Source organism: Roseateles subflavus (genome assembly GCF_030285365.1).
Taxonomy (GTDB): Bacteria; Pseudomonadota; Gammaproteobacteria; order Burkholderiales; family Burkholderiaceae_C; genus Roseateles_B; species Roseateles_B subflavus.
In genome coordinates this window covers 307,035-326,593 of sequence record NZ_JASVDS010000005.1, presented here as the reverse complement: position 1 = coordinate 326,593, position 19,559 = coordinate 307,035, and the positions used below count along the sequence as shown (strand labels likewise).

General features: G+C 73.8%; 15 protein-coding genes. 11 read left to right on the top strand and 4 right to left on the bottom strand.

Annotated features, from left to right (window positions below):
* Positions 1 to 245: 245 nt before the first annotated feature.
* Positions 246 to 731, bottom strand: coding sequence for a hypothetical protein (locus tag QRD43_RS18285; RefSeq protein ID WP_285983969.1), 486 nt, complete (start codon positions 729 to 731; stop codon positions 246 to 248).
* Between the two features lie 53 nt (positions 732 to 784).
* Between QRD43_RS18285 and QRD43_RS18280 the strand changes: the two genes are divergently transcribed.
* From QRD43_RS18280 to mltB, 8 genes are all read left to right on the top strand, one after another.
* Entirely contained in the window at positions 785 to 3,373 is a 2,589-nt protein-coding gene (locus tag QRD43_RS18280) for an ImpA family metalloprotease (protein WP_285983968.1), read from the top strand.
* Between the two features lie 141 nt (positions 3,374 to 3,514).
* Complete coding sequence (locus QRD43_RS18275; protein WP_285983937.1) at positions 3,515 to 5,125, top strand: helix-turn-helix domain-containing protein; 1,611 nt, start codon at positions 3,515 to 3,517, stop codon at positions 5,123 to 5,125.
* Positions 5,118 to 6,722 (top strand): AraC family transcriptional regulator ligand-binding domain-containing protein, encoded by a 1,605-nt coding sequence (locus tag QRD43_RS18270; protein ID WP_285983936.1) that lies wholly within the window; start codon positions 5,118 to 5,120, stop codon positions 6,720 to 6,722. The genes QRD43_RS18275 and QRD43_RS18270 overlap by 8 nt, the downstream gene beginning before the upstream one ends.
* Positions 6,723 to 6,853: 131 nt before the next feature.
* The gene (locus QRD43_RS18265; RefSeq protein WP_285983935.1) at positions 6,854 to 8,206 is read left to right on the top strand and encodes a Gfo/Idh/MocA family protein; all 1,353 of its coding nucleotides are present in this window, start codon (positions 6,854 to 6,856) and stop codon (positions 8,204 to 8,206) included.
* Positions 8,207 to 8,263: 57 nt separating this feature from the next.
* Positions 8,264 to 8,974: a DUF4386 domain-containing protein gene (locus tag QRD43_RS18260; RefSeq protein ID WP_285983934.1), complete on the top strand. Its 711-nt coding sequence runs from the start codon at positions 8,264 to 8,266 to the stop codon at positions 8,972 to 8,974.
* A 76-nt stretch (positions 8,975 to 9,050) separates the two neighbouring features.
* Positions 9,051 to 9,848, top strand: a complete 798-nt coding sequence (locus QRD43_RS18255) for a hypothetical protein (RefSeq protein ID WP_285983933.1) — start codon at positions 9,051 to 9,053, stop codon at positions 9,846 to 9,848.
* 10 nt (positions 9,849 to 9,858) lie between these two features.
* Positions 9,859 to 10,596 (top strand): MOSC domain-containing protein, encoded by a 738-nt coding sequence (locus QRD43_RS18250; RefSeq protein ID WP_285983932.1) that lies wholly within the window; start codon positions 9,859 to 9,861, stop codon positions 10,594 to 10,596.
* Between the two features lie 277 nt (positions 10,597 to 10,873).
* A complete protein-coding gene (mltB, locus tag QRD43_RS18245) occupies positions 10,874 to 12,082 on the top strand; it encodes a lytic murein transglycosylase B (protein ID WP_285983931.1) in 1,209 nt (402 codons plus the stop codon).
* 10 nt (positions 12,083 to 12,092) lie between these two features.
* Here the strand turns inward: mltB and QRD43_RS18240 are convergent, their stop codons facing one another.
* On the bottom strand, positions 12,093 to 14,546 hold the full coding sequence (locus QRD43_RS18240; protein WP_285983930.1) for a DNA internalization-related competence protein ComEC/Rec2: 2,454 nt from the start codon (positions 14,544 to 14,546) through the stop codon (positions 12,093 to 12,095).
* A gap of 67 nt (positions 14,547 to 14,613) precedes the next feature.
* Here QRD43_RS18240 and QRD43_RS18235 point away from each other — a divergent pair, with 67 nt between their 5' ends.
* The 3 genes from QRD43_RS18235 (at position 14,614) to ubiM (ending at position 17,217) form a co-directional block, all read left to right on the top strand.
* Positions 14,614 to 15,081 carry a RidA family protein gene (locus QRD43_RS18235; protein ID WP_285983929.1) on the top strand — a complete coding sequence of 156 codons (468 nt, stop codon included), beginning with the start codon at positions 14,614 to 14,616 and terminating at the stop codon, positions 15,079 to 15,081.
* A complete protein-coding gene (locus QRD43_RS18230) occupies positions 15,081 to 15,593 on the top strand; it encodes a disulfide bond formation protein B (protein WP_285983928.1) in 513 nt (170 codons plus the stop codon). Before QRD43_RS18235 ends, QRD43_RS18230 begins: the two co-directional genes overlap by 1 nt.
* 367 nt (positions 15,594 to 15,960) lie before the next feature.
* Positions 15,961 to 17,217: a 5-demethoxyubiquinol-8 5-hydroxylase UbiM gene (gene ubiM / locus QRD43_RS18225; RefSeq protein ID WP_285983927.1), complete on the top strand. Its 1,257-nt coding sequence runs from the start codon at positions 15,961 to 15,963 to the stop codon at positions 17,215 to 17,217.
* 94 nt (positions 17,218 to 17,311) lie between these two features.
* Here ubiM and QRD43_RS18220 read toward each other — a convergent pair whose 3' ends face one another.
* On the bottom strand, positions 17,312 to 17,590 hold the full coding sequence (locus tag QRD43_RS18220; protein WP_285983926.1) for a hypothetical protein: 279 nt from the start codon (positions 17,588 to 17,590) through the stop codon (positions 17,312 to 17,314).
* Positions 17,587 to 19,449, bottom strand: coding sequence for a gamma-glutamyltransferase family protein (locus QRD43_RS18215; protein ID WP_285983967.1), 1,863 nt, complete (start codon positions 19,447 to 19,449; stop codon positions 17,587 to 17,589). Before QRD43_RS18215 ends, QRD43_RS18220 begins: the two co-directional genes overlap by 4 nt.
* Positions 19,450 to 19,559: the final 110 nt, after the last annotated feature.

Below are 19,559 nucleotides of genomic sequence, written 5' to 3'. Positions count from 1 at the left end.
GCCGGCCCCTGCGCGCGGTCGGTGAGCGTAAGTGTTCTGTAACAGAGCGCCGGCGCCATATCGGTGCCGCGGACCCCGCTTCTAGACTGGCGCCCCCTGTGACGACCCCCGGATGCCCTGCCGCCCGCAGGCCCGCGCGCGGTCCTCGCGCACTCCAGAACGAATCCCCCCGTCGACGATGCAGTTCGCTTCCCCGCCCAGCCCCCGGTCCGTGCCGCCCCTCACCCTGTGCCTGTTGTCCTGCCTCATCCTCGCCGCCTGCGGTGGCGGCGGCAGCACGACGGGTGCGGTCCAGGCGCCGGACGCCGCGGCCTCCAGCCCCGACGCCTGGGTGGACCCGCTGCCACCGGGCGTCGAGCCCGCCACACCGCCCGGCACCAGCGCCTCGGCCGTCCTGCCGCCGGACGGCTCGACCCCGTCGGATCCGGCCCCTGATCCTGCGCCAGCGCCGGCCCCTGTGCCCGCCCCCGTGCCTGCCCCTGCCCCTGCGCCGACACCTGCACCCGCACCCGCACCCGCACCCGCACCCGCACCTGCACCTGCACCCGCACCTGCACCTGCACCTGCACCTGCACCCGCACCCGCACCCGCACCAGCACCTGCACCTGCGCCCGCACCTGCACCTGCACCTGCACCTGCGCCAGCACCAGCACCAGCTCCGGCTCCGGCACCTGCGCCAGCTCCCACACCCACACCCACACCCACACCCACGCCTGCGCCCGCACCGGCACCTACACCTGCTCCCACGCCGGTTCCCACGCCCACGCCCGCCGACCCCGTTGCGCTGGCGGCCCAGTCCGGCGATGCGCGCGCCCTCACGGCGGCAGACCAGCCGACCCTGCTGAACCGCGCCATCACGCTGGCCTCGGGCTACCGGGACACGCAGATGGCCGTGGTGCGGGACATCCTCGGCACCGAGGCCGCGAGCCTCGTGCTCAACCATACGACCAACAGCGTGACGGTCGGCATCCGCAAGAGCAGCATTGCCGTGCCGCTCCTGACCGCCGATGGCGGGCAGGGCATGGCCGCGCTGGCCATGAGCGGCAAGGGGCGTGGCCTCGTCTATGGCGCGGACGTCCTGTCCTGGATGGCGGGCACGACGCGTGAGCAGCAGCACCTGCCGGTCTTCCGCCGCGCGATGAACTGGGTGCTCACCGGCAACGCGAACACCGCGCCGCCGGCGTCCACGACGCTGCGCTTCGGCGTGGCCGGCTACAACGGCGCCACCGTCAAGCAGTACCTGCAGCGCACCGGCACCGAGAGCGTGCTGCAGACCTGCGCCGTGGCCGACCCGGCCAACACCTGCTGGCGGCAGCTGGACCTGATCGTGATGGGCAACAGCGTGGCGGACAACCCGGCGCTGGGCACCCTGGTCCGCACCTACCTCGATGCCGGCAAGGCCGTGGTGATGATGCAGCCGAACTGGAACGTGTCCGGCGGGCTGCAGCGCGCCGCGTCCGGCCTGGGCATCGGGCTGGGCGGCTATCCGGGCAACTACTTCGCGCCGGCCACGGCCGTGTCCATCGGCGCCGGCCGCAGCAGCGCCGACCTCCTGGCCAAGGCCGACCAGTTCGGCAGCCTGATCGCCTCGCTGCGCCTGCTGCCTCGCACCGACCTCACCCTCGACTTCTCGGCCAACGCCGACGCGCTCAAGCCCATCTCCGCCGTCGGCGCCATGATCGCCTCGATGGAAAGCGGGGGCAGCCCGCTGTTCAGTGACCCGGACGCCCTGCTGTACCGCTACCTCGTCCTCTGGGCGGACGTCCAGCGGCCGTCCGTGCGCTACGGCTCGCCGCTGTCCGTCAAGGGCAATGCCGGCGACTTCCTGCGCACCTACGCCTCGGATGCCTGGGTCGCCTACCAGCGCTCGACGACGACGATCCCGCCCAACGGCGCCGGCGACTACATGCCCGCCCAGGCCAAGGACATGGCCGTCAGCGGCGACTGGGAGACGATCACCGTCACCCTTGCGCAGACCGGCGGCGTCACGCTGATCGGGCGGGCCTCCGTGCCGGGCAAGCCCGTGCAGGTGGAGGTGGCCGATGCCGCCGGCGCCAGCAGCCTCTCCCTGCAGACCAGCCATCTGCGGACCTGGGGCAACCCGCTCACGGACAGCGTCTACGCCCGCCCGCTGAAGCCCAACTCCTACGCCGTGCCCCTGCGCGGCAAGGTGGACTTCGTGTCGCCCTTCGGCGGCCCGCTGATGCTGGGCTACGCCGGCGCCACGGCCAACTCCGTCGTCACGCTGCGGATCAGGGGCAGCGCCCGGTACGCCCACCTGGACTTCACCAAGTCCCCCACGCAGGCCGAGATCGACGACGCCGTCGCCGCGCTCAAGAAGGGCAACTTCGGCTGGCAGACCAACAAGTTCGTCGGCGGCGAGGTCCAGCAGATCACCAAGTACGCCGTCAGCGCGATCGGCACGAGCGACCCGCGCAAGTACGTGCTGGACAACCTCAAGGGTGGCCTGTTCGACAGCAACCACTTCGCCAACGGCTACCGCAACATGCCGATGTCGGACAAGGCCGCCGCCCTGTGCAGCAGCTTCGGCTGGGACTGCAGCGGCCCGGTCCACAACGCTCCGGGCGTCCAGCATTTCGTGGGCTGGATCGCGACCTGCGGCTTCCTGTGCTCGGGCAATCCCTCCGACGGCTCGGCCGGCCTGAACGTGGGCTGGGGCTGGGCGCATGAGCTGGGGCACAACACCGTCCAGCGCGTGATGCACATCGCGCCGGGCGGCGTGGGCTGCCTCGTGGAGTGCGACAACAACATCCTGGCCAGCGCCACGATGCTGCGCATCTACGAGACGCTGGGCATCGACACCGGGCACAACCTCGACCACCCGGGGCTCTACGCCATGCTGCTGGCCAGCCGTGGCGCCGGCCTCACCGGCGAGGCCCTGCGCGCCAACATGCAGCAGCGCCTGTGGGCCGGCAGCTCGCAGGATCCGATGCGCGCCGTGCACTTCCAGCTCGCCTTCCTCTACGCCCGTGAGCGCTACGGCCTCGCCCAGCCGACGATGCTGACCACGCTCGAGTTCTTCCAGCTCCTCACCAAGGCCGACCGGCTCGTGGCCAAGGCCTGGGACGCCGGCAACCGCGGCAAGTACGCCATGGGCCGCTACGCCAGCAACACGATCAAGAACGAGGACCTGCTCTACGTCCTGAGCTCCAAGATCATCGGCCAGGACCTGAGCAAGACCTTCGAGATGTACGGCCTGCCCCTGAGTCCGGAAGCCCTGGGTTCGGTGCAGGACCTGAAGCTGCCGCTCGCCGCACGGGCCTTCTACGCGCTGCCCGCCGGCAAGCACAACCGGCTCGCCACGGGCCGCTGGGTCGACATCGAGGCCAAGGTGCCGGCCTACCCCTTCTGAGCGTCGCCGCCGCGGGTCCCGGACGGGCCCGGCCCGCGGCCGAGGGGGTGCATGCGACAATGCAGGCCCTCCAGCCGCAGGTCGAGGCCCTGCCTTCGGGCCCCCGGCGACAGAGATTCCACCGCCTTGAATGAGAAGTTGATGAAAGGCCTGGACCTGTTCTTCCTCCAGCCGCTCTACGCGATGCTGGCCGACTGCCCCACCCTGCTGCGCCTGCTCGAACGCCGGTATGGGCTGCGCCCCGTCCTGCGTCAGGGCGAGGCCCGCCTGGGCACCTCCGAGCTGCTGAACCTGCTGGAGACCCTCCACGTCCACGGGCGTCCGCATGCCGGTGCCTGGCTGGCCCAGCGGGTCGACGTCAGCGTGGCCGGCGGCTTGACCTACTACCTGCGCAGCCATGCCCGACTCGGTGACGCGATCCGCGAACTCCTGCGGCTGCGCCGCCACCTGCTGCCGGACGGCATCGTCAGGTACGCGCACGATGCCGACGGCATCGAGCTGCAGCTGCGTCCGGCCTACCAGGAGCAGCGGCTCGGGCGCGTGCTGCGCTACGAGGCGATGACCGTGTGGCTGCACGAGCTGCTCTCCCGCTGCGTCGCGACGCCGCTGCCCCTGCTGGCCGTCGGCCTCATGAGCCCGCCGCCCGAGGGCGACAGCGCGCTGGAGGCACAGCTCGGCCGACGCATCGACTGGCTGCAGGACCACTGCACGATCCGCTATGCCCGCGAGGCGCTGGACATGCCGCTGCCCGGGCACAGTCCCGCCCTGCTCGTGGCCCTGCGCCCCATGATGGACGAGTGGCAGCTCGGGGTCGCGGCCGAGGCGTCGTCGTCCATCGCCCTGCAGGTGCAGGAGTGGCTCTCCCGGCAGGCGGACCTGTGCCAGGTGACACTGGACCAGGCCGCGCAGGCCCTCGCCCGCGGCGCGAGCACGCTGCGCCGTCACCTGCACCAGGAAGGCCATCGCTTCCAGGACCTCATGCTCGCCCAGCGCCGGGCCCGGCTCTTCCGTGCCGTGGCCTATGGCGAACAGCCGCTGGGCCAGCTGGCCGCCGAGCAGGGCTACTCGGACCGCGCCGGCCTCGAGCGCGCCTTCGTCAACGGCTTCGGCTGGCGGCCGGCCCAGCTGCGGCGCACGCTGGAGACCCTCACGCCCGAGGGCGCGCTGCGCTCGCAGGCCGCCCTGAACTGGGAGCTCGACACCCAGCTGGACGAGGACAGCGCCGCCTGGCTCTGGCAGGCCCGCCGACGGCAGGCGGCGCATGCGCTCGACTGCCGCCTGCAGCTGGCCCGCGCCCTGCGCCACGAGATGCCCGAGGACGCCGCGCCGGGGGATGCCGACCTGGTGGCGGCCCTGGCCCAGGGCGGGCGCTGGTGGATCTCGCGGCAGGAGGCACAGGGCAGTGGCACAGTGCCCGACCCGTCCCAGCTGGCCCTCGCCGCGCACCTGCTGCAGGCCGCGCGCCTGGGCACGCAGGCCGTTCTGCTGCGCCTGAGTCGCCTGCGCCTGGCCCTGGCCGACCAGCAGCCGGACCCCTGGGCCGACGCGCTGCGGCGGGCCGACGCGCTCGTCCGCCCCCTGGAAAGCGGGGACCTGGTCGACGCGGAGGCCCCACCGCCCGCGAGCGGCGACGCCGGCAGCTGGGAGGCCCTGGCCCGGGAACTCTGGGACGCGGGGCCCGCAGCACCGGCTGTCGCTGCCGCCTCCCCCGCGCTGGATGCACCGCCCGAGGCCCTCACCCGCCATGGATGAACTGCCGCAGGTGCTGGTGGAACTCCGCCAGCTGCAAGGGCTCTACGAGCTGCTCGCGTCCCGGCCCGCCCTGTTGCAGGGCCTGGAGTCTCGCGGCCTGCTGGCCCGCGTCGCGCCCAATGACACGCGGCTGCAGCCCCCGGCGCTGGCCTTCGAGCTGGGCGAGTTCCTGCATGCGCACGGGGAGCACCACATCAGCGCGCGGCTCGCTGCCCTGGCGGACCCGAGCGCGGGCGACGGGCTGCACTACTTCGCCCGCAGCTGCGCGAGCCTGCGGGAGGCGCTGGCCTCGCTGATGCAGCACCAGGCCGACTGGTTGCCCGGCGGCCAGTTCCAGCTGCGCGAGGACGCCGACACGCTCGAGCTGCGCATCCTCCCGCACGCGCCGTCGCCGCCGCTCGGGCAGCTGCTGTTCTGGGAAGGCACGCTGATCTGGCTGCATCGCGCGCTGCAGCAGTGCGTGGACCAGCCCGTCGCCGCCAGCGCCGTGGCCGTCATGACCCCGGCCACACCGCAGGCCGCCGTGCTGGAGCGGCTCCTGGGCTGCCCGGTGCAGTTCGGCGCCGGCCACTTCAGCCTGTGCTGGCCCGCGCGCTGGCTGGACCACCCCCTGCCCGGCAGCCATCCCGCCGTGCGGGCCCGCCTGGCCGGCTGCTTCGACAGCATCGCGCGGCGGCGGCAGACGCCCGTCCCGCTCTGGCACCACGTGCTCGACGCCCTCGAGACCGCCCCCAGCCCCGCCGAGCTGGGCATGGTCCCCGTGGCCGCCCGGCTCGGGCTCACGCCCATCACCCTGCGCCGGCGCCTGGCGTCCGAAGGCCGGCAGTTCACGGCCCTGCTGGCGGCCTTCCAGCGCGAACGTGCCTTCGACCTGGCCGTCGTGCAGGGCCACTGCGAGGCATCCGTCGCGGAGCGCCTGGGCTATGCGGGACGGGTGCCGCTGGGCCGGGCCTTTCGCGGCTGGTACGGCACCACGCCGGACCGCCTGCGCCAGACGCTGGTCGCCCTGCAGGGACTCGGGGCGGGCCAGGACTGGGCCTCGCCGCTGCACCTGCCCGCCTGGCCCGGCCTGCCGTCCCACGGCGCCGACACGGCGCAGGACCCGGCCCAGGATCCGGTGCTGGACCCGGTGCCATGGACCCACGCCCTGGGCGAAGCCGGCAGGGCGTGGCGGGGCGCGACGACGCTGGTGACGACGTCGGCGATGCCCCCCACCCGCTCGGCCCCGGACGCGCAGCGCCTGCAGCACCTCGCCCTGGCGCGCCGCTGGCTGCAGGGCCGCCCCCGCGCCGGCGCACCGCGCCCGCCTGCCGCGCGGGCCGCCCTGCCCGCGAACCCGCTGCCGGCCGGCTCGCTCCTGCCGGCCTCCCGCCACCTCGGCGCGCTGCTGCTGTGGCGAACCGTGGGCCTGGACGCGTCCGGCCCGCAGGGCCCGCACGGCGCCGCGCCCGTCCTGTCGCCCGACTCCTGTGCCCACGACCGGCGGCGCTTCGGCGTGGACCGGCAGGCCCTGAGCCATCTGCTCCTCGCCGCCTGGAGCCTGCCGCCGGACTGCCTGCAGGTCCTGGGGCGCTCGGCAGACGCCCCCGCGCCCTGAGCCTCGGCCGTGGCGGCCACGAGCCGCACAGCGCACGATTGCGGGTAAGTCCCGCTGATGCGGCGGCGCCCCGACCGCGAACATTCAGCCCGCCGCCACGCGACGGCGCCCCCGCGCCGCACCCCTCAGCCATGCAACGTCGTCACTTCCTCAGCACGCTCGCCGCCCTGGGCCTCTCCACCCAGGCGGGCGCCGTTCCCGGCGGCCAGCGCCCGCCCCTGCGCCTGGCCATGATCGGCACGGGCATGCGGGGTCAGGTCTTGCTCAAGGAGCTGCTGCGGCGGCCGGACGTCGAGGTCGTCGCCCTGTGCGACATCGAGCCGCTCATGCTCAGGAAGGCGCTGACCCAGTGCGAGAAGGCCGGCCGCGCCGCGCCGCAGGTCTTCGGCGAGGACGGCGACGTGCAGGCCTACCAGCGGCTGCTGGCGCTCAAGGGTCTGGACGGCGTCGTCATCGCGACGCCCTGGGAATGGCATGCGCCCATGGCCATCGCCGCGATGCAGGCCGGCGTGCCGGTCGGCTGCGAGGTGGTGGCGGGCATCAGCCTGCAGGACCACTGGGACGTGCTCGAGACGCAGCTGCGCACCCGCACGCCCTACATGCTGCTGGAGAACGTCTGCTTCCGCCGCGACGTGATGGCCGTGCTGCAGATGGTGCGCGCGGGCCTGTTCGGCGAGCTCGTGCACCTGCAGGGCGGCTACCAGCACGACCTGCGCGCCGTGAAGTTCAACAGCGGCGACCCGGCGCGGCCCTACGGCGGCGGCGTGGAATTCGGCGCCAAGGGCTGGAGCGAGGCGCGCTGGCGCACCCAGCACGCGGTGCGACGCAACGGCGAGCTCTACCCGAGCCACGGCATCGGCCCCTGCGCGATGTTCGCCAACATTCACCGCGGCAACCGCTTCACCCACCTCAACAGCTTCGCCAGCAAGGCCCGCGGCCTGCACGACTACGTGAGCCGCAAGATGAAGGCCCCGGCCGAGCACCCGAGCCGCCAGGTGCAGTTCCAGCTGGGCGACGTCGTGACCACGACGCTGGCCTGCGAGAACGGCGAGACCATCCTGCTGCAGCACGACACCTCGCTGCCGCGGCCCTACTCCCTCGGCTTCCGCGTGCAGGGCACTGAAGGGCTGTGGATGGACGTCAACCACTCGATCCATCTCGAGGGCCGCAGCCCCGCGCACCAGTGGGAGGACTTCCAGGCCTACCAGGACCGCTACGACCACCCCCTGTGGAAGCGCTACGCGGCCGAGGCCGAGGGCGCCGGCCACGGCGGCATGGACTTCTTCGTCATCCACGCCTTCGTCGAGGCCCTCAAGGCGCAGGCCCCCATGCCGATTGACATCTACGACGCGGTGGCCTGGAGCGCCATCACGCCGCTGTCCGAGATGTCCATCGCCCAGGGCTTCCGGACGCTGGAGTTCCCGGACTTCACGAAGGGCCTGTGGAAGTCCCGGCAGCCGCTCTTCGCGCTCGGCGACGCCTGAGCTGCCGCCCTCCCTCCTCAACCCCGACACGGCGCTGACCGGCGCCGCAGCGTCCCCATGAAGACCTTCGAACAGCATCCGCAGGGCTACCTGCGCCTGGCCGGGCTGGCCTATCTCGCGAACATCGCCCTGGGGCTCTTCGGCGAGGTCGTCGTGCGTGGCACGCTGGTGGTGGCCGGTGACGGACCGGCCACGGCCGCCCGCATCGCGGAGAACGCCGGGCTGTGGCGCCTGGGCCTGGGCGGCGACCTGCTGATGCAGCTGCTGGACATCCCGCTGATCGTGGTCTTCTACCTCCTGCTGCGCCCCGTGAGCCGCCCGCTGGCCCTGATGTCCACGGCCTTCAACATCGTCCAGACCGCCGTGCTGGTCGCCAACAAGCTCTCGATGCTGGCCCCGCTGCTGCTGGTCACCGCGCCGGCCGTGCCGGACCTGGGACCCCAGGTGCTGTTCTGGGTGCGACTGCATGCCCATGGCTTCGGCATCGGCCTGATCTTCTTCGGCGTGACCTGCCTGCTGCGCGGCTGGGTCATTGCGCGCTCCGGCGTGCTGCCCCGGGCGCTGGGGGTCCTGCTGATCGCGGCCGGTGCCGGCTACCTCGTCAACAGCTTCGCCCTGCTGCTGGCGCCCACGCTCGCCAGACACCTGTTCCCCTGGGTGCTGATCCCGTCCTTCGTCGGTGAGCTGGCGCTCAGCCTGTGGCTGCTGGCGCGGGGCCTGGACGTGCAGGCCTGGCACGCGACATGGGCGCCACGCCCCGGACCATGACCGATGGCGCGGCGGGGGCGGCCCTCCACAATCCGCCGGCAAGACATCCCCACCGCGCGCTCCCCCAGGTCACCGCATGCCGCTCCTCACCCGCCCCCAGCTGATCGAAACCCTCCAGGCGGCCGTGGCCGCGCACCCGGACGTCGACGCGGCCTGGGAAGGCGGCAGCGCGGCCTTCAGCTACCGCGACGAGCTCTCGGACATCGACGCCGTGCTCGTCGTGGCCGACGAGGCCATCGAGCCGGTGTTCGCCGCCGTCGAGGCGGCCCTGGCGGCGCTCTCGCCCATCGCCCTGCTGCACGAGGTCACCGGGACCAGCGGCTACCGCCAGCGCTTCTACCGCCTGCGGGACTGCAGCGAGTTCCTCGTCGTGGACCTCGTGCTGATCCGGCGCAGCGACCCGCTGCTGTTCCGGGAAGTGGAGCTGCACGGGCACGGCCGCGTCTGGCACGACCGGACCGGGGTGCTCCATGAGGTCCACCTCGACGTCGAGCAGGACCTGGCTGCGGCCCGGGCCCGCATTCCGGTGCTGGCCACGGCCTTCGAGATGTTCCAGCACATCCCCACCAAGGAGCGGCAGCGCGGCCGTGCCGTCGAGGCGCTGCACTTCTACCAGTCGATGACGGTGCGCCCGCTGATGGAGGCGCTGCGCCTGCTGCACTGCCCCGCACGCCGCGTCTTCGGTCCGCGCTACCTGGCCCGCGACCTGCCGGCGGACGTCTGCCGGCGCCTGGAGCGCCTGAGCTTCGTGCGTGACCTCGAGGATCTGGCCACGCAGCAGGCCGCGGCCGAGGCCTGGTTCCACGAATGCCTGGCCCTCCTGCGCCGCGAGGGGCCGGGCGCCCGGCAGGCGCTGTCGCCCCAGGGCCGCTGAGCCCCGTTCGATGCCCCGCATGACGGCGATGACGCTGGGTTCGGTGGCCGCCTTGTGGCGCTACCCCGTGAAGTCCATGGGCGGCGAGTCCTGCGCCGCGCTGCACTTCGAGGCCCGCGGCGTGGTGGGCGACCGGCTCTACGCCGTCCGCCATCCCGAGGGCAGGTTCGGCAGCGGCAAGACCACGCGGCGCTTCCGCCAGATGGACGGGCTGCTGGACTTCAGCGCCCGCTATGAGGACGATGCCCACGGAGCCCCCCGGCCCGTGCTGCACTTTCCCGATGGCCGCACGCTGAGCGGCGACTCGCCGGCCCTGGACGAGGCGCTGTCCGACGTGCTGGGCCAGCCCGTGACCCTGGCCCGGGAGGCGGCCGTGTCGCACTTCGACGCGGGGCCGGTGCACCTGCTGACCTCGGCCTCGCTGCGGAGCCTCGGCGCCGCGCTGCCCGGCGTGGACGTCGACGCACGGCGCTTCCGCCCCAACCTCGTGATCCAGTGCGAGGTCCCGGACCTGGCCGAACTGGGCTGGATGGGCCGCACGCTGCGCCTGGGCGATGCGGTCCGGCTGACGATCAGCGCCGCCACCGAGCGCTGCGGCATGGTGGTCGCGGCCCAGGACGGGCTGGCGAAGGAAGCCGGCGTGCTGCGTCACCTCGCCCAGGTCGCCGACATGAAGTTCGGGGTGTATGCGCAGGTGCGCGGGCCCGGTCGGGTCCGTGTCGGCGATCCGGTGTCCCTGGAGCCCTGAGCGAACGGGCGCCGGGCGTCGCCGCGGGCCCGGGGCGACGGCGGTATGAACCCGGTGCGGGCCAGGCGCTACGCAGGCACTGCGCGGGCACTGCGCGGGCACCATGCGGGCGTTCTCCGGACGCCAGCCTGGCGCCTGCGGCCCTGCCGGCCGTGGCTGGCCCCTGGTGACGCATGTTGCGGCTGGTGACCCGCGGGCGGCATGGCGGCCGGCGAATCCCTTATGCTTTGCGCCCGCCTTCCCGCAATCACTCCGCCAGCGTCCGCGCTTTCCCATCTTGCTGCAGCCTTCGATCCTCCGCCGCCCTCTTCTTGCCCTGGCCCTGCTGGCCGCCGGTCTGCTGGCCGCGCCCCTTCTGCAGGCCCAGGAGGCCGCCTCGGCGCCCGCTCCGGCGTCGGCCAGCGCCGCGGCCAAGAAGAAAGGCCAGAAGAGCCCGGCCGCCACCGCGAAGGCGGCAGCGGCCAAGGCGGCCCAACCCCACCGTCACGCCAAGGGCGGGACGGCGCCCGGCAGTGCCGACGCGCGCGCCCCCGCGCTCGGCCAGACGCCCGCCGTCCTGGCCTTCGCCGCCGAGCACGCGGCCTCGCTGAACCAGAGCCCGGAGCAGGTGGCCGCCGTGCTGGCGCAGGCCCGCATCCTGCCGAGCGTGCAGCGCCTGATCATGCCCGCGCCCGCCGGCACGGCGAAGGACTGGATGGCCTACCGCGACCGCTTCGTCGAGCCCCGCCGCCTGCAGGCCGGCCTCGCGTTCTGGGAGGCGAATGCCGAGGCCCTCGCGCGCGCCGAGGAACGCTATGGCGTGCCCGCCGAGATCGTGATGGGCATCATCGGTGTGGAAACCTTCTATGGCCGCATCATGGGCGGCTTCCGCATCCTCGACGCCCTCGCCACGCTGAGCTTCGATTTCCCCACGGGCCGCAGCGACCGCAGCCCCTTCTTCCGTGAAGAGCTGCGCCAGTTCCTCCTGCTGTGCCAGCGCGACGGCCTGGACCCGCTGACGCTCAAGGGCTCCTACGCCGGGGCCATGGGCCTGGGCCAGTTCATGCCCGGCAGCTGGATGCGCCACGCCGTGGACTTCGATGGCGACGGCCATGCCGACCTCATCAACAGCCCCACGGACGCGATCGGCTCCGTCGCCAACTTCCTGGCCCAGCACGGCTGGCAGCGCGGCATGACGACCGACTACAGCGTCGCCGCGCCCTCGGGCACCGCCGAGCGCGCGCAGCTGCTGGCCCCCGATGTGCGCCCGAGCTTCACGCCGGCCCAGATGCAGGCCCTGGGGGCGCAGCTGTCGGAGGGCGGGCAGGAGCACCCGGGCCCGCTCGCGCTGATCGAGCTGCAGATGGGTGACGCTGCGCCGGTCTACGTGGCCGGCACCGACAACTTCTATGTGCTGACCCGCTACAACCAGTCCGCCTACTACGCCATGGCCGTGATCAGCCTCGGCCGCAAGCTGGGGCAGATGCGGCGGGCCGGCACCGAGTGAGGCGGCCGCCTCAGGGTTCCTCGGCCAGGGCCTCGGCCGGCCCCGCCTCGTCCGGGACGGGCTGCGCCACCAGCCCCCGCTCCTGCCAGTAGCGCGGGTCGCGGTCCCGCTCACAGCGAGGCCAGGCCGCCCCGCTGGGCCAGGTCCACGCCCCGCAGCCCGCGCTCTGCCACACCGGGATGCCTGCCTGCGCAAAGCGTGCCAGCACGTCGGCGTGGGGATGGCCGAAGCGGTTCCGGTAGCCGGCCTGCGCCAGCGCCAGGCGCGGGGAGACGGCCGCGATGAAGGCGGCCGTCGAGGACGTGTGGCTGCCGTGGTGCGGCAGCAGCAGCACATCGCTGCGCAAGACCTGACCCCGCGCCAGCAGGGCGGCCTCGTCGGGCGCCTCGATGTCGCCCGTCAGCAGGGCGCCGTGGCCGTCGGCGTCGATGATGCGCAGCACGCAGGAGCGGTGGTTGGGGCGCGCCGCCGCCCGCGTGCGCGGCACCTCGGGCGGGCCGGGATGCAGGACTTCGAAGTGAACGCCGTCCCAGTCCCAGGCCTGGCCTCGCTCGCAGGGCACATGGGCCTGGCCCGCCAGCAGGGCATGGCCGGGCGGCAGGCTGCTGCGCAGCTGCGGCGGTGGCCGCTGGCGCAGCAGCACGGGCGCGCCGCCGACGTGATCGAGGTCCTGGTGGCTCAGCATCAGGGTGTCGAGCGGCGTCCAGCCCAGCGCGCGCATCAGGGGCAGCAGCACGCGCTGGCCGGCGTCCGCCCCGCTGCCCCAGCGCGGGCCGGCGTCGTAGAGCAGAACATGCGCGCGGGTGCGCACCAGCACGGCCGTGCCCTGCCCCACGTCGGCCGCCAGCAGCTCGAAGCGACCGGGCGGCGGATGCGCCACCACCGGCCACAGCAGCCCCAGCAGCATCGGCAGACCCGCCAGCCGCCAGGACCGCGGCAGCGGCAGCACCAGCAGCGCGGCCCCGAGCAACGCCGTCGCCTGCGCCCACCCCGGCGCCACCGGCACGCTCCATACCGCCGCCGGCCAGGCTGCCATCCAGCTCATCAGCGCCAGCCCGTGCGAGGCCAGCCAGGCGCCGAGCGTCCACAAGCCGGGCCAGGCCAGGCCCGCCAGGGCCAGCGGCGTGAGGACGAAGCTCACGAACGGGATGGCCAGCAGATTGGCCAGCAGCCCCACGAGGGACAGCTGCTGGAAGAGGATCAGCGTGAGCGGCGCCAGGCCCAGGGTCACGAGGCCCTGCTCCCGCAGGAGCCCCACGAGGCGCCCCCGCGCGCCGGAGGCCGGCGGCCGGCGCCCCTGGCTCATCAGCAGCGCCACCGCCCCGAAGCTGAGCCAGAAGCCCGCCTGGCTGATCGCCCAGGGGTCCAGCAGCCCCACGAGCCAGGCAGCGCCCAGCAGACTCATCGGCCAGGGCCAGCGCCAGGCGCCGTGCTGCAGGACGGCCAGCCCGACCAGCATCCAGACCGTGCGCTGGGCCGGCACGCCCCAGCCGGAGAACGCCGCGTAGGCCGCTGCCGTCAGCACGCCCATCCAGAGCCCCGCGCGCGGCGCCGGACAGGCCAGGCACAGGGCCTCGCTGCGGCGCCACAGCGCTGTCACCAGCCCCGCCATGCCCCAGGCGAACATCGTGATGTGCATGCCGCTGATGGCCACGAGGTGCGCCACACCGGTGTCCCGGTAGACCTGCCAGTCCGGGCCCGGGATGGCGGCCTGGTCCCCGAGGCTCAGGGCGGCCAGCAGGCCGGATGCACTGCCGGCGCCCAGGCGCGCCTGCAGCCGCTCGCGCCAGGCCTCGCGCCAGTGCGCCAGGCAGTGCCAGGGCGCCTCGGCCAGGCGCTGCGGCGGCCCCGGACGGATCTGGGCGCGGGCCTCCAGGTCCTGCTCGAGCATCCACAGCGCCTGGTCGAAGCCGTGCGGATTGGCGAGGCCCGCGGCGCGCTGCAGCCGCAGGCGCAGCTGCCAGCGCTCGCAGGCCCGCCAGGCGGACTGGCCCGCGGCCGGATAGCCCAGCGCCAGCACCTGCCGCGGCGCCCCGGGCGGCAGGGTCTGGCCCGGCAGCGCGCTCAGGCCCAGCACCAGCCGCCACCCCGGCGCCCCACCGAAGCCCTGCACCGCTTGCGGCAAGCCCAGCACCTCCGCCTGGACCGCGATCTCCCGCCCCTCCAACGCCGGCTCGAGCCGGGCCTGCAGCCGCGCCTGCGCTCGCCAAGCGCCGCTGCCGAGGCCGCCCAGGCAGCCGGCGAGCAGGCCAAGGCCCAGCAGCGCCGGCACGCACCGGCCGACGCACATCCCGACGCACCGCCCGGCCCGGCGCGACACCCGCAGCAGGGCCAGCAGCAGGACCAGCACCGCGCCGCCGGCCAGCATCAGCGCCGGGCCCGGCGAGGGCGGCAGCGCGGGCAGCTGGTGCAGGAGCGCGAGGCCCAGCAGCCAGCCGATCATGAAGGCGGCCGGCATGCGCATCGGCACCCTTTCTGTCACGGGTGTAGGATGCCGGCCAGTTTTTCACCAATCCCCTGCGAGAGCCGCCATGAGCACCCCCAACTCTGTGTATGACCGCCTGAACGCCCTGGGCATCACCCTGCCGCCGCTGGCCGTGCCGGTGGCCGCCTACGTGCCCTTCGTGCGGACCGGCAACCTGCTCTTCCTGTCGGGCCACCTGGCCAAGAAGGACGGCGCCGTGTGGGTCGGCAAGCTGGGCCAGGACCTGGACACCGCCACCGGCAAGCAGGCCGCGCGCCACGTCGCCATCGACCTGATGGGCACCCTGCACGCCGCCGTGGGCGACCTGAACAAGGTGCGCATCGTCAAGCTGATGAGCCTGGTGAACAGCGCCCCCGACTTCACCGAGCAGCACCTCGTCACCAACGGCTGCTCCGAGCTGCTGGCCGAGGTCTTCGGCGAGCAGGGCAAGCACGCCCGCAGCGCCTTCGGCGTGGCGCAGAACCCGATGGGCGCCTGCGTCGAGATCGACCTCGTCGCCGAAGTGCTGGCCTGATGTTTCTGCGCCCCTCCCCCTGGCCGGGCCGCGTGCTGGCCCTGGTCTGTCTGAGCAGCTTCGGCTCGCTGGCCATGGCCCTGGTGGCCCAGCACTACTTCGACGTGCGCCCCTGCCCGTGGTGTGTGATGCAGCGGGGCGTGTTCCTGCTGCTGGGCCTCGTCTCGGGTCTCGGCTGGCTGCTGGGCCTGCAGGGCCGGATGAAGCCGCTGCGGCTGCTGAGTCTCGTCCTCGTGGCGGGTCTGGCGCTCGCCGGGCTGGCCGCGGCCGTCTGGCAGCACGAAGTGGCCGCGCAGTCGGCCAGCTGCAACATGACCTTCGCGGACCAGCTCGTGATGGCCCTGCACCTCGATGAGAGCCTGCCCTCGGTCTTCATGGCCACGGCGGGCTGCAACGAGGCCGCCGCCTACCGCCTGCTGGGCCTGCCCTACGAGGTCTGGAGCGGCCTGCTGTACACGGTGCAGGCCCTGGCGGCCGTCTGGAGCCTGCGCACGCTGCGCAACGAGCGCTGAACCCGCGGCCGCGGCGCCAGGGGTCTCCCGACCCATCGCGCGCCCGTCCCCTGCGACGCCCCGCCCGTGCATCGGCCGGGGCGTTTTTTATGCGTCGACCGGTCCTGGCGCCACCGCAGCCATCCCGGGCACGGGCTCGGCGCCCGCCCGGGAGCACGCGCTCGCCGCCCCGCTTTGCGGCCCCCGTCTCTGCGGCCCCCCGTCTGTGCCCCCCCTCGACAGGGCCTACCCGGGTCGCGGCCCGGCGCACGCCGGGCGTCAGGACGTCCGCCTGACGCTGCCCGCCTCTCGGCCGCCTCGCTGACCAGGATCAAGCCGCCGACCGCGCCCCTGGGCTACCCTGCTCGCGCTTCCAATGCCGGCCCTCGTGCCCCCCCGCATCGTGCAGACCTCGACCCCTTCCGATTCCGTCCTGATCATCGGCGCCGGCCCCGCGGGCCTGTCCATGGCCGCGGCACTGGCCGACATCGGCATGGCCTCGACCGTGCTGGAGCAGGCGCCGCTGGCGTCCATCGCCGAGCCGCAGGAGGACGGCCGCGAGATCGCCCTCACCCACCGCGGCATGGGCGTGCTGCAGCAGCTCGGGGCCTGGGGAGACCTGCCCCCCGAGGCGATTTCCCCGCTCAAGGCCGCACAGGTCTTCAACGGCCAGGATGCGCGCTTCCTGGGGTTCACCGCCGAGGGCCAGGGCACGGACCGCCTCGGCCATCTCGTGCCCAACCACTGGCTGCGGCAGGTCGCCTACCAGGGCGTGTGCCGCCGGCAGGAGCTCGTGACCCTGCGCTGCGGCACCCGCGTGGCCAAGCTCAACCTGCTGGCCCAGGGCGGGCGGGCCGCCGAGCTGGTGCTGGAGAGCGGCGAGCGCCTCAGCGCGCCGCTGGTCATCGCCGCGGACAGCCGCTTCTCCGCCAGCCGCCGCCTGGCCGGCATCGGCGCCGACCTGCTGGACTTCGGTCGCAGCGTGATCCTGTGCCGCATGCACCACGAGCTGCCGCACCAGCACACCGCGCTGGAATGCTTCCACCACGGCCACACCATGGCCTGGCTGCCGCTTCAGGAGCACCTGGCCTCGCTGGTGCTGACCGTCAACGCGGACGAGGCCCAGGGCCTGCTGGATCTCCCGGATGAGGCCTTCCTCGACTGGGTCCAGACCCACAGCCAGGGGCGCCTCGGCACCCTGCGCCTGGCCGGGCCACGGCACTTCTATCCGCTCGTCGCGACGTATGCGCGCCGCTTCGTGGCCCGGCGCTTCGCGCTCATCGGGGACGCCGCCGTGGGCATGCACCCGGTCACGGCCCATGGCTACAACTTCGGACTCTATGGCGTCGAAACGCTGGCCCGGGAGCTGCAGATGGCCCGCCGCCACCGCCCCGGCGCCGACCTCGGCGACACCGTGCCCCTGGAGCGCTTCGAGCGCGAACACCGCCGCGCCACGCGGCCGATCTATCTGGGCACCAATGCCGTGGTGAAGCTCTTCACCGACGAGCGCCCCCTCGCCCGCGCCCTGCGCCAGGGTGTGCTGCAGGGCGCCGCGCACCTGCCGCCGCTCAAAGCCCTGATCAGCCAGCAGCTCACGGGCAAGGGCCCCTCGCTGCTGCGGCAGATCCGGGCGCTGGCGGGCTGAGGCCGCGCTGGCCGCGCCGCGCGCGGGGATCCGCGTCCGGGCGGCACCCGGCGCGCGGAGGCTGCGCGGACGGCCCGTGGACGGCCCGCAGAGCTCACACTGACGCGAACGGGTGACGACGCTGAGCCCGCCGCTCACGCGCAAGCAAAGCCGGCCCGAGCCACAGGGACACCGGGCCGAGCGTCCCGATGGACACGGCCAGGCCCAGCAGCAGGGACTGCCCCAGGTCCCCGGCCAACAGCCACCGCACCCCGACGGACATCACCAGCACCGCGATCAACTCCGCAGCCAGGCACCACGCGATCGTGCGGCCCCAGGGGCCCAAGGAATGCCACAGGCCGCGCAGGGGCCGCGCAGGGGCCGGTTCACTCATTGATCCGCCCCCCGGGCCGCGCCTTCCCGGCGCGGATCCGCGGCGCCGAACCAGCCGGCGCCCTGGCGCTGCAGGCCATGCAGGCCGCTGGTCATGTCCCGCTCAACCACCGTGTGACCGCGGGCCTTGAGCGCCTCCTTCGTGGCCGCCGGGAACTGGCCGGCCTCGAGCACCGTGGGCCCGTTGAAGCTCGCGACATTCGGCAGCGCGAAGGCCTGCTGCAGATCCAGGCCCCAGTCCTGGACGCCGATGAGGCTCTTGGCCACGTAATGGATGATGCCCTGCCCGCCCGGGCTGCCCAGGCTCATCATCAGCCGGCCGTCCTGCGGGTTGAAGACCAGGGTCGGGCTCATGCTGGAGCGCGGCCGCTTGCCCGGCTCGACGCGGTTGGCCACGGGCCGGCCCAGGGCGTCACGCGGCACCAGTGAGAAGTCCGTCAGTTCGTTGTTGAGCAGGAAGCCGCCCGGCAGGCCGGTGCCGCCGTCACTCATGACGTGGGCGCCGAAGACGGCCTCGATGGTCGTCGTCATGGCGACGGCACGGCCCTCACGGTCCACCACGCTGATGTGGCTGGTGCCGTACTCCGGCTGGGCGGCCATCGGGGCATAGGCGCTGCGCTGGGGCGCCGGCTGCCCGGGCTGAGCCTGACCCATGCTGCGCTCGCCCACAAGGCGGGCGCGCTGGCGGAGGTAGTCCGGGGCCAGGAGCGTCTCCCAGCGGCCGCCGGGCGCCTGCACGAAGTCCGGGTCGGCGATGTACTGGTTGCGGTCGGCGAAGGCGAGGCGCGCGACCTCGGTGTAGCGGTGCAGCCAGTCGGCGCCGGGCTTGCCGGCCTGCAGCGCCTCGGCGGCCGGCACCGGCGGCAGCATGCCCAGCATCTGCATGATCGTGAGATGGCCCGACGAAGGCGGCGGGAAGCCGCACAGGCGCCAGGGCTGGCGGCCCGGACCGGACCAGTCCGTGCACAGCGGCTCGCGCTCCTTCGGGCGGTAGGCCGCAAGGTCGGACAAAGCCAGCGTGCCGGGATTGACGGGATGGCTGCGCACGCGCCGCACCAGGTCCTCGGCGATGGGGCCGCGGTAGAAGGCCTCGGCGCCCTCGCGGGCGATGCGGCGGAACACCTCGGCCAGGGCCGGGTTGCGCAGCAGATGGCCGCGGGGCCAGGGCTTGCCGGCGGCGTCGAGGAAGTAGCGGGCCGCCACGGGGTCCTTCGCCAGGAACTCGTCCTCGGCCAGCAGCTTCTGGAAGCGGGCGCTGACGGGGAAGCCCTGCTCGCTCAGGCGGATGGCCGGCTCGAACAGCTGCGCCCAGGGCAGGCGCCCCTCGACCGCGTGCGCCTGCGCCAGCATGCGCAGGAGGCCGGGGGTGCCGACGCTGCGGCCGCCCACGACGGCCTGCATGAAGGGCATGGGCTTGCCGTCGGGCTGCAGGAAGAGCGACTCGTCCGCGGCGGCGGGGGCCGTCTCGCGGCCGTCGAAGGCGCGCAGACGGCGGCCGTCCCAGTGCAGCAGGAAGGCGCCGCCGCCGATGCCGCTGCTCTGGGGCTCGACCAGCGTCAGCACCATCTGCACGGCAATCGCGGCGTCCAGCGCATTGCCCCCCGCCCGCAGCATGGCCACGCCGGCATCTACCGCCAGCGGGTTCGCGGCGGCCACGCCCCCGTGCGGGAGCCGCCAGCCCGGCTTGTCTTCCCAGCCGCTCTCGCTCTCGGGCTGGGCCTGCTGGGCCGCGAGCGCGGACGCTGCCGCTGAGGAGGCCGCCGACGGCGCCGGCGATGGTGTCGGCGACAGTGACGGCGACGTCAGCGGCGCCTGCGCACAGCCGGCAAGACCTGACCCCAGGAGGGCCAGCGCGGCCATCACCGGCAGCACAGGCCGGCACGCGGCGGCGAGCGCCGGGCTGAAGGGCGACGGGCGCGGGCGGGCAGTGGCGCGACGGGACGGCGTGCGGTCAGGGGCGATCAGGCTCA

What these genes read in the sequence shown, in the direction of transcription:
- QRD43_RS18275 (WP_285983937.1), top strand. Translation starts at nt 3,515, where the DNA reads ATGAAAGGCCTGGACCTGTTCTTCCTCCAGCCGCTCTACGCGATGCTG.
- QRD43_RS18270 (WP_285983936.1), top strand. Translation starts at nt 5,118, where the DNA reads ATGGATGAACTGCCGCAGGTGCTGGTGGAACTCCGCCAGCTGCAAGGG.
- QRD43_RS18265 (WP_285983935.1), top strand. Translation starts at nt 6,854, where the DNA reads ATGCAACGTCGTCACTTCCTCAGCACGCTCGCCGCCCTGGGCCTCTCC.
- QRD43_RS18260 (WP_285983934.1), top strand. Translation starts at nt 8,264, where the DNA reads ATGAAGACCTTCGAACAGCATCCGCAGGGCTACCTGCGCCTGGCCGGG.
- QRD43_RS18255 (WP_285983933.1), top strand. Translation starts at nt 9,051, where the DNA reads ATGCCGCTCCTCACCCGCCCCCAGCTGATCGAAACCCTCCAGGCGGCC.
- QRD43_RS18250 (WP_285983932.1), top strand. Translation starts at nt 9,859, where the DNA reads ATGCCCCGCATGACGGCGATGACGCTGGGTTCGGTGGCCGCCTTGTGG.
- QRD43_RS18240 (WP_285983930.1), bottom strand. Translation starts at nt 14,546, where the DNA reads ATGCGCATGCCGGCCGCCTTCATGATCGGCTGGCTGCTGGGCCTCGCG.
- QRD43_RS18235 (WP_285983929.1), top strand. Translation starts at nt 14,614, where the DNA reads ATGAGCACCCCCAACTCTGTGTATGACCGCCTGAACGCCCTGGGCATC.
- QRD43_RS18230 (WP_285983928.1), top strand. Translation starts at nt 15,081, where the DNA reads ATGTTTCTGCGCCCCTCCCCCTGGCCGGGCCGCGTGCTGGCCCTGGTC.
- QRD43_RS18220 (WP_285983926.1), bottom strand. Translation starts at nt 17,590, where the DNA reads ATGAGTGAACCGGCCCCTGCGCGGCCCCTGCGCGGCCTGTGGCATTCC.
- QRD43_RS18215 (WP_285983967.1), bottom strand. Translation starts at nt 19,449, where the DNA reads ATGGCCGCGCTGGCCCTCCTGGGGTCAGGTCTTGCCGGCTGTGCGCAG.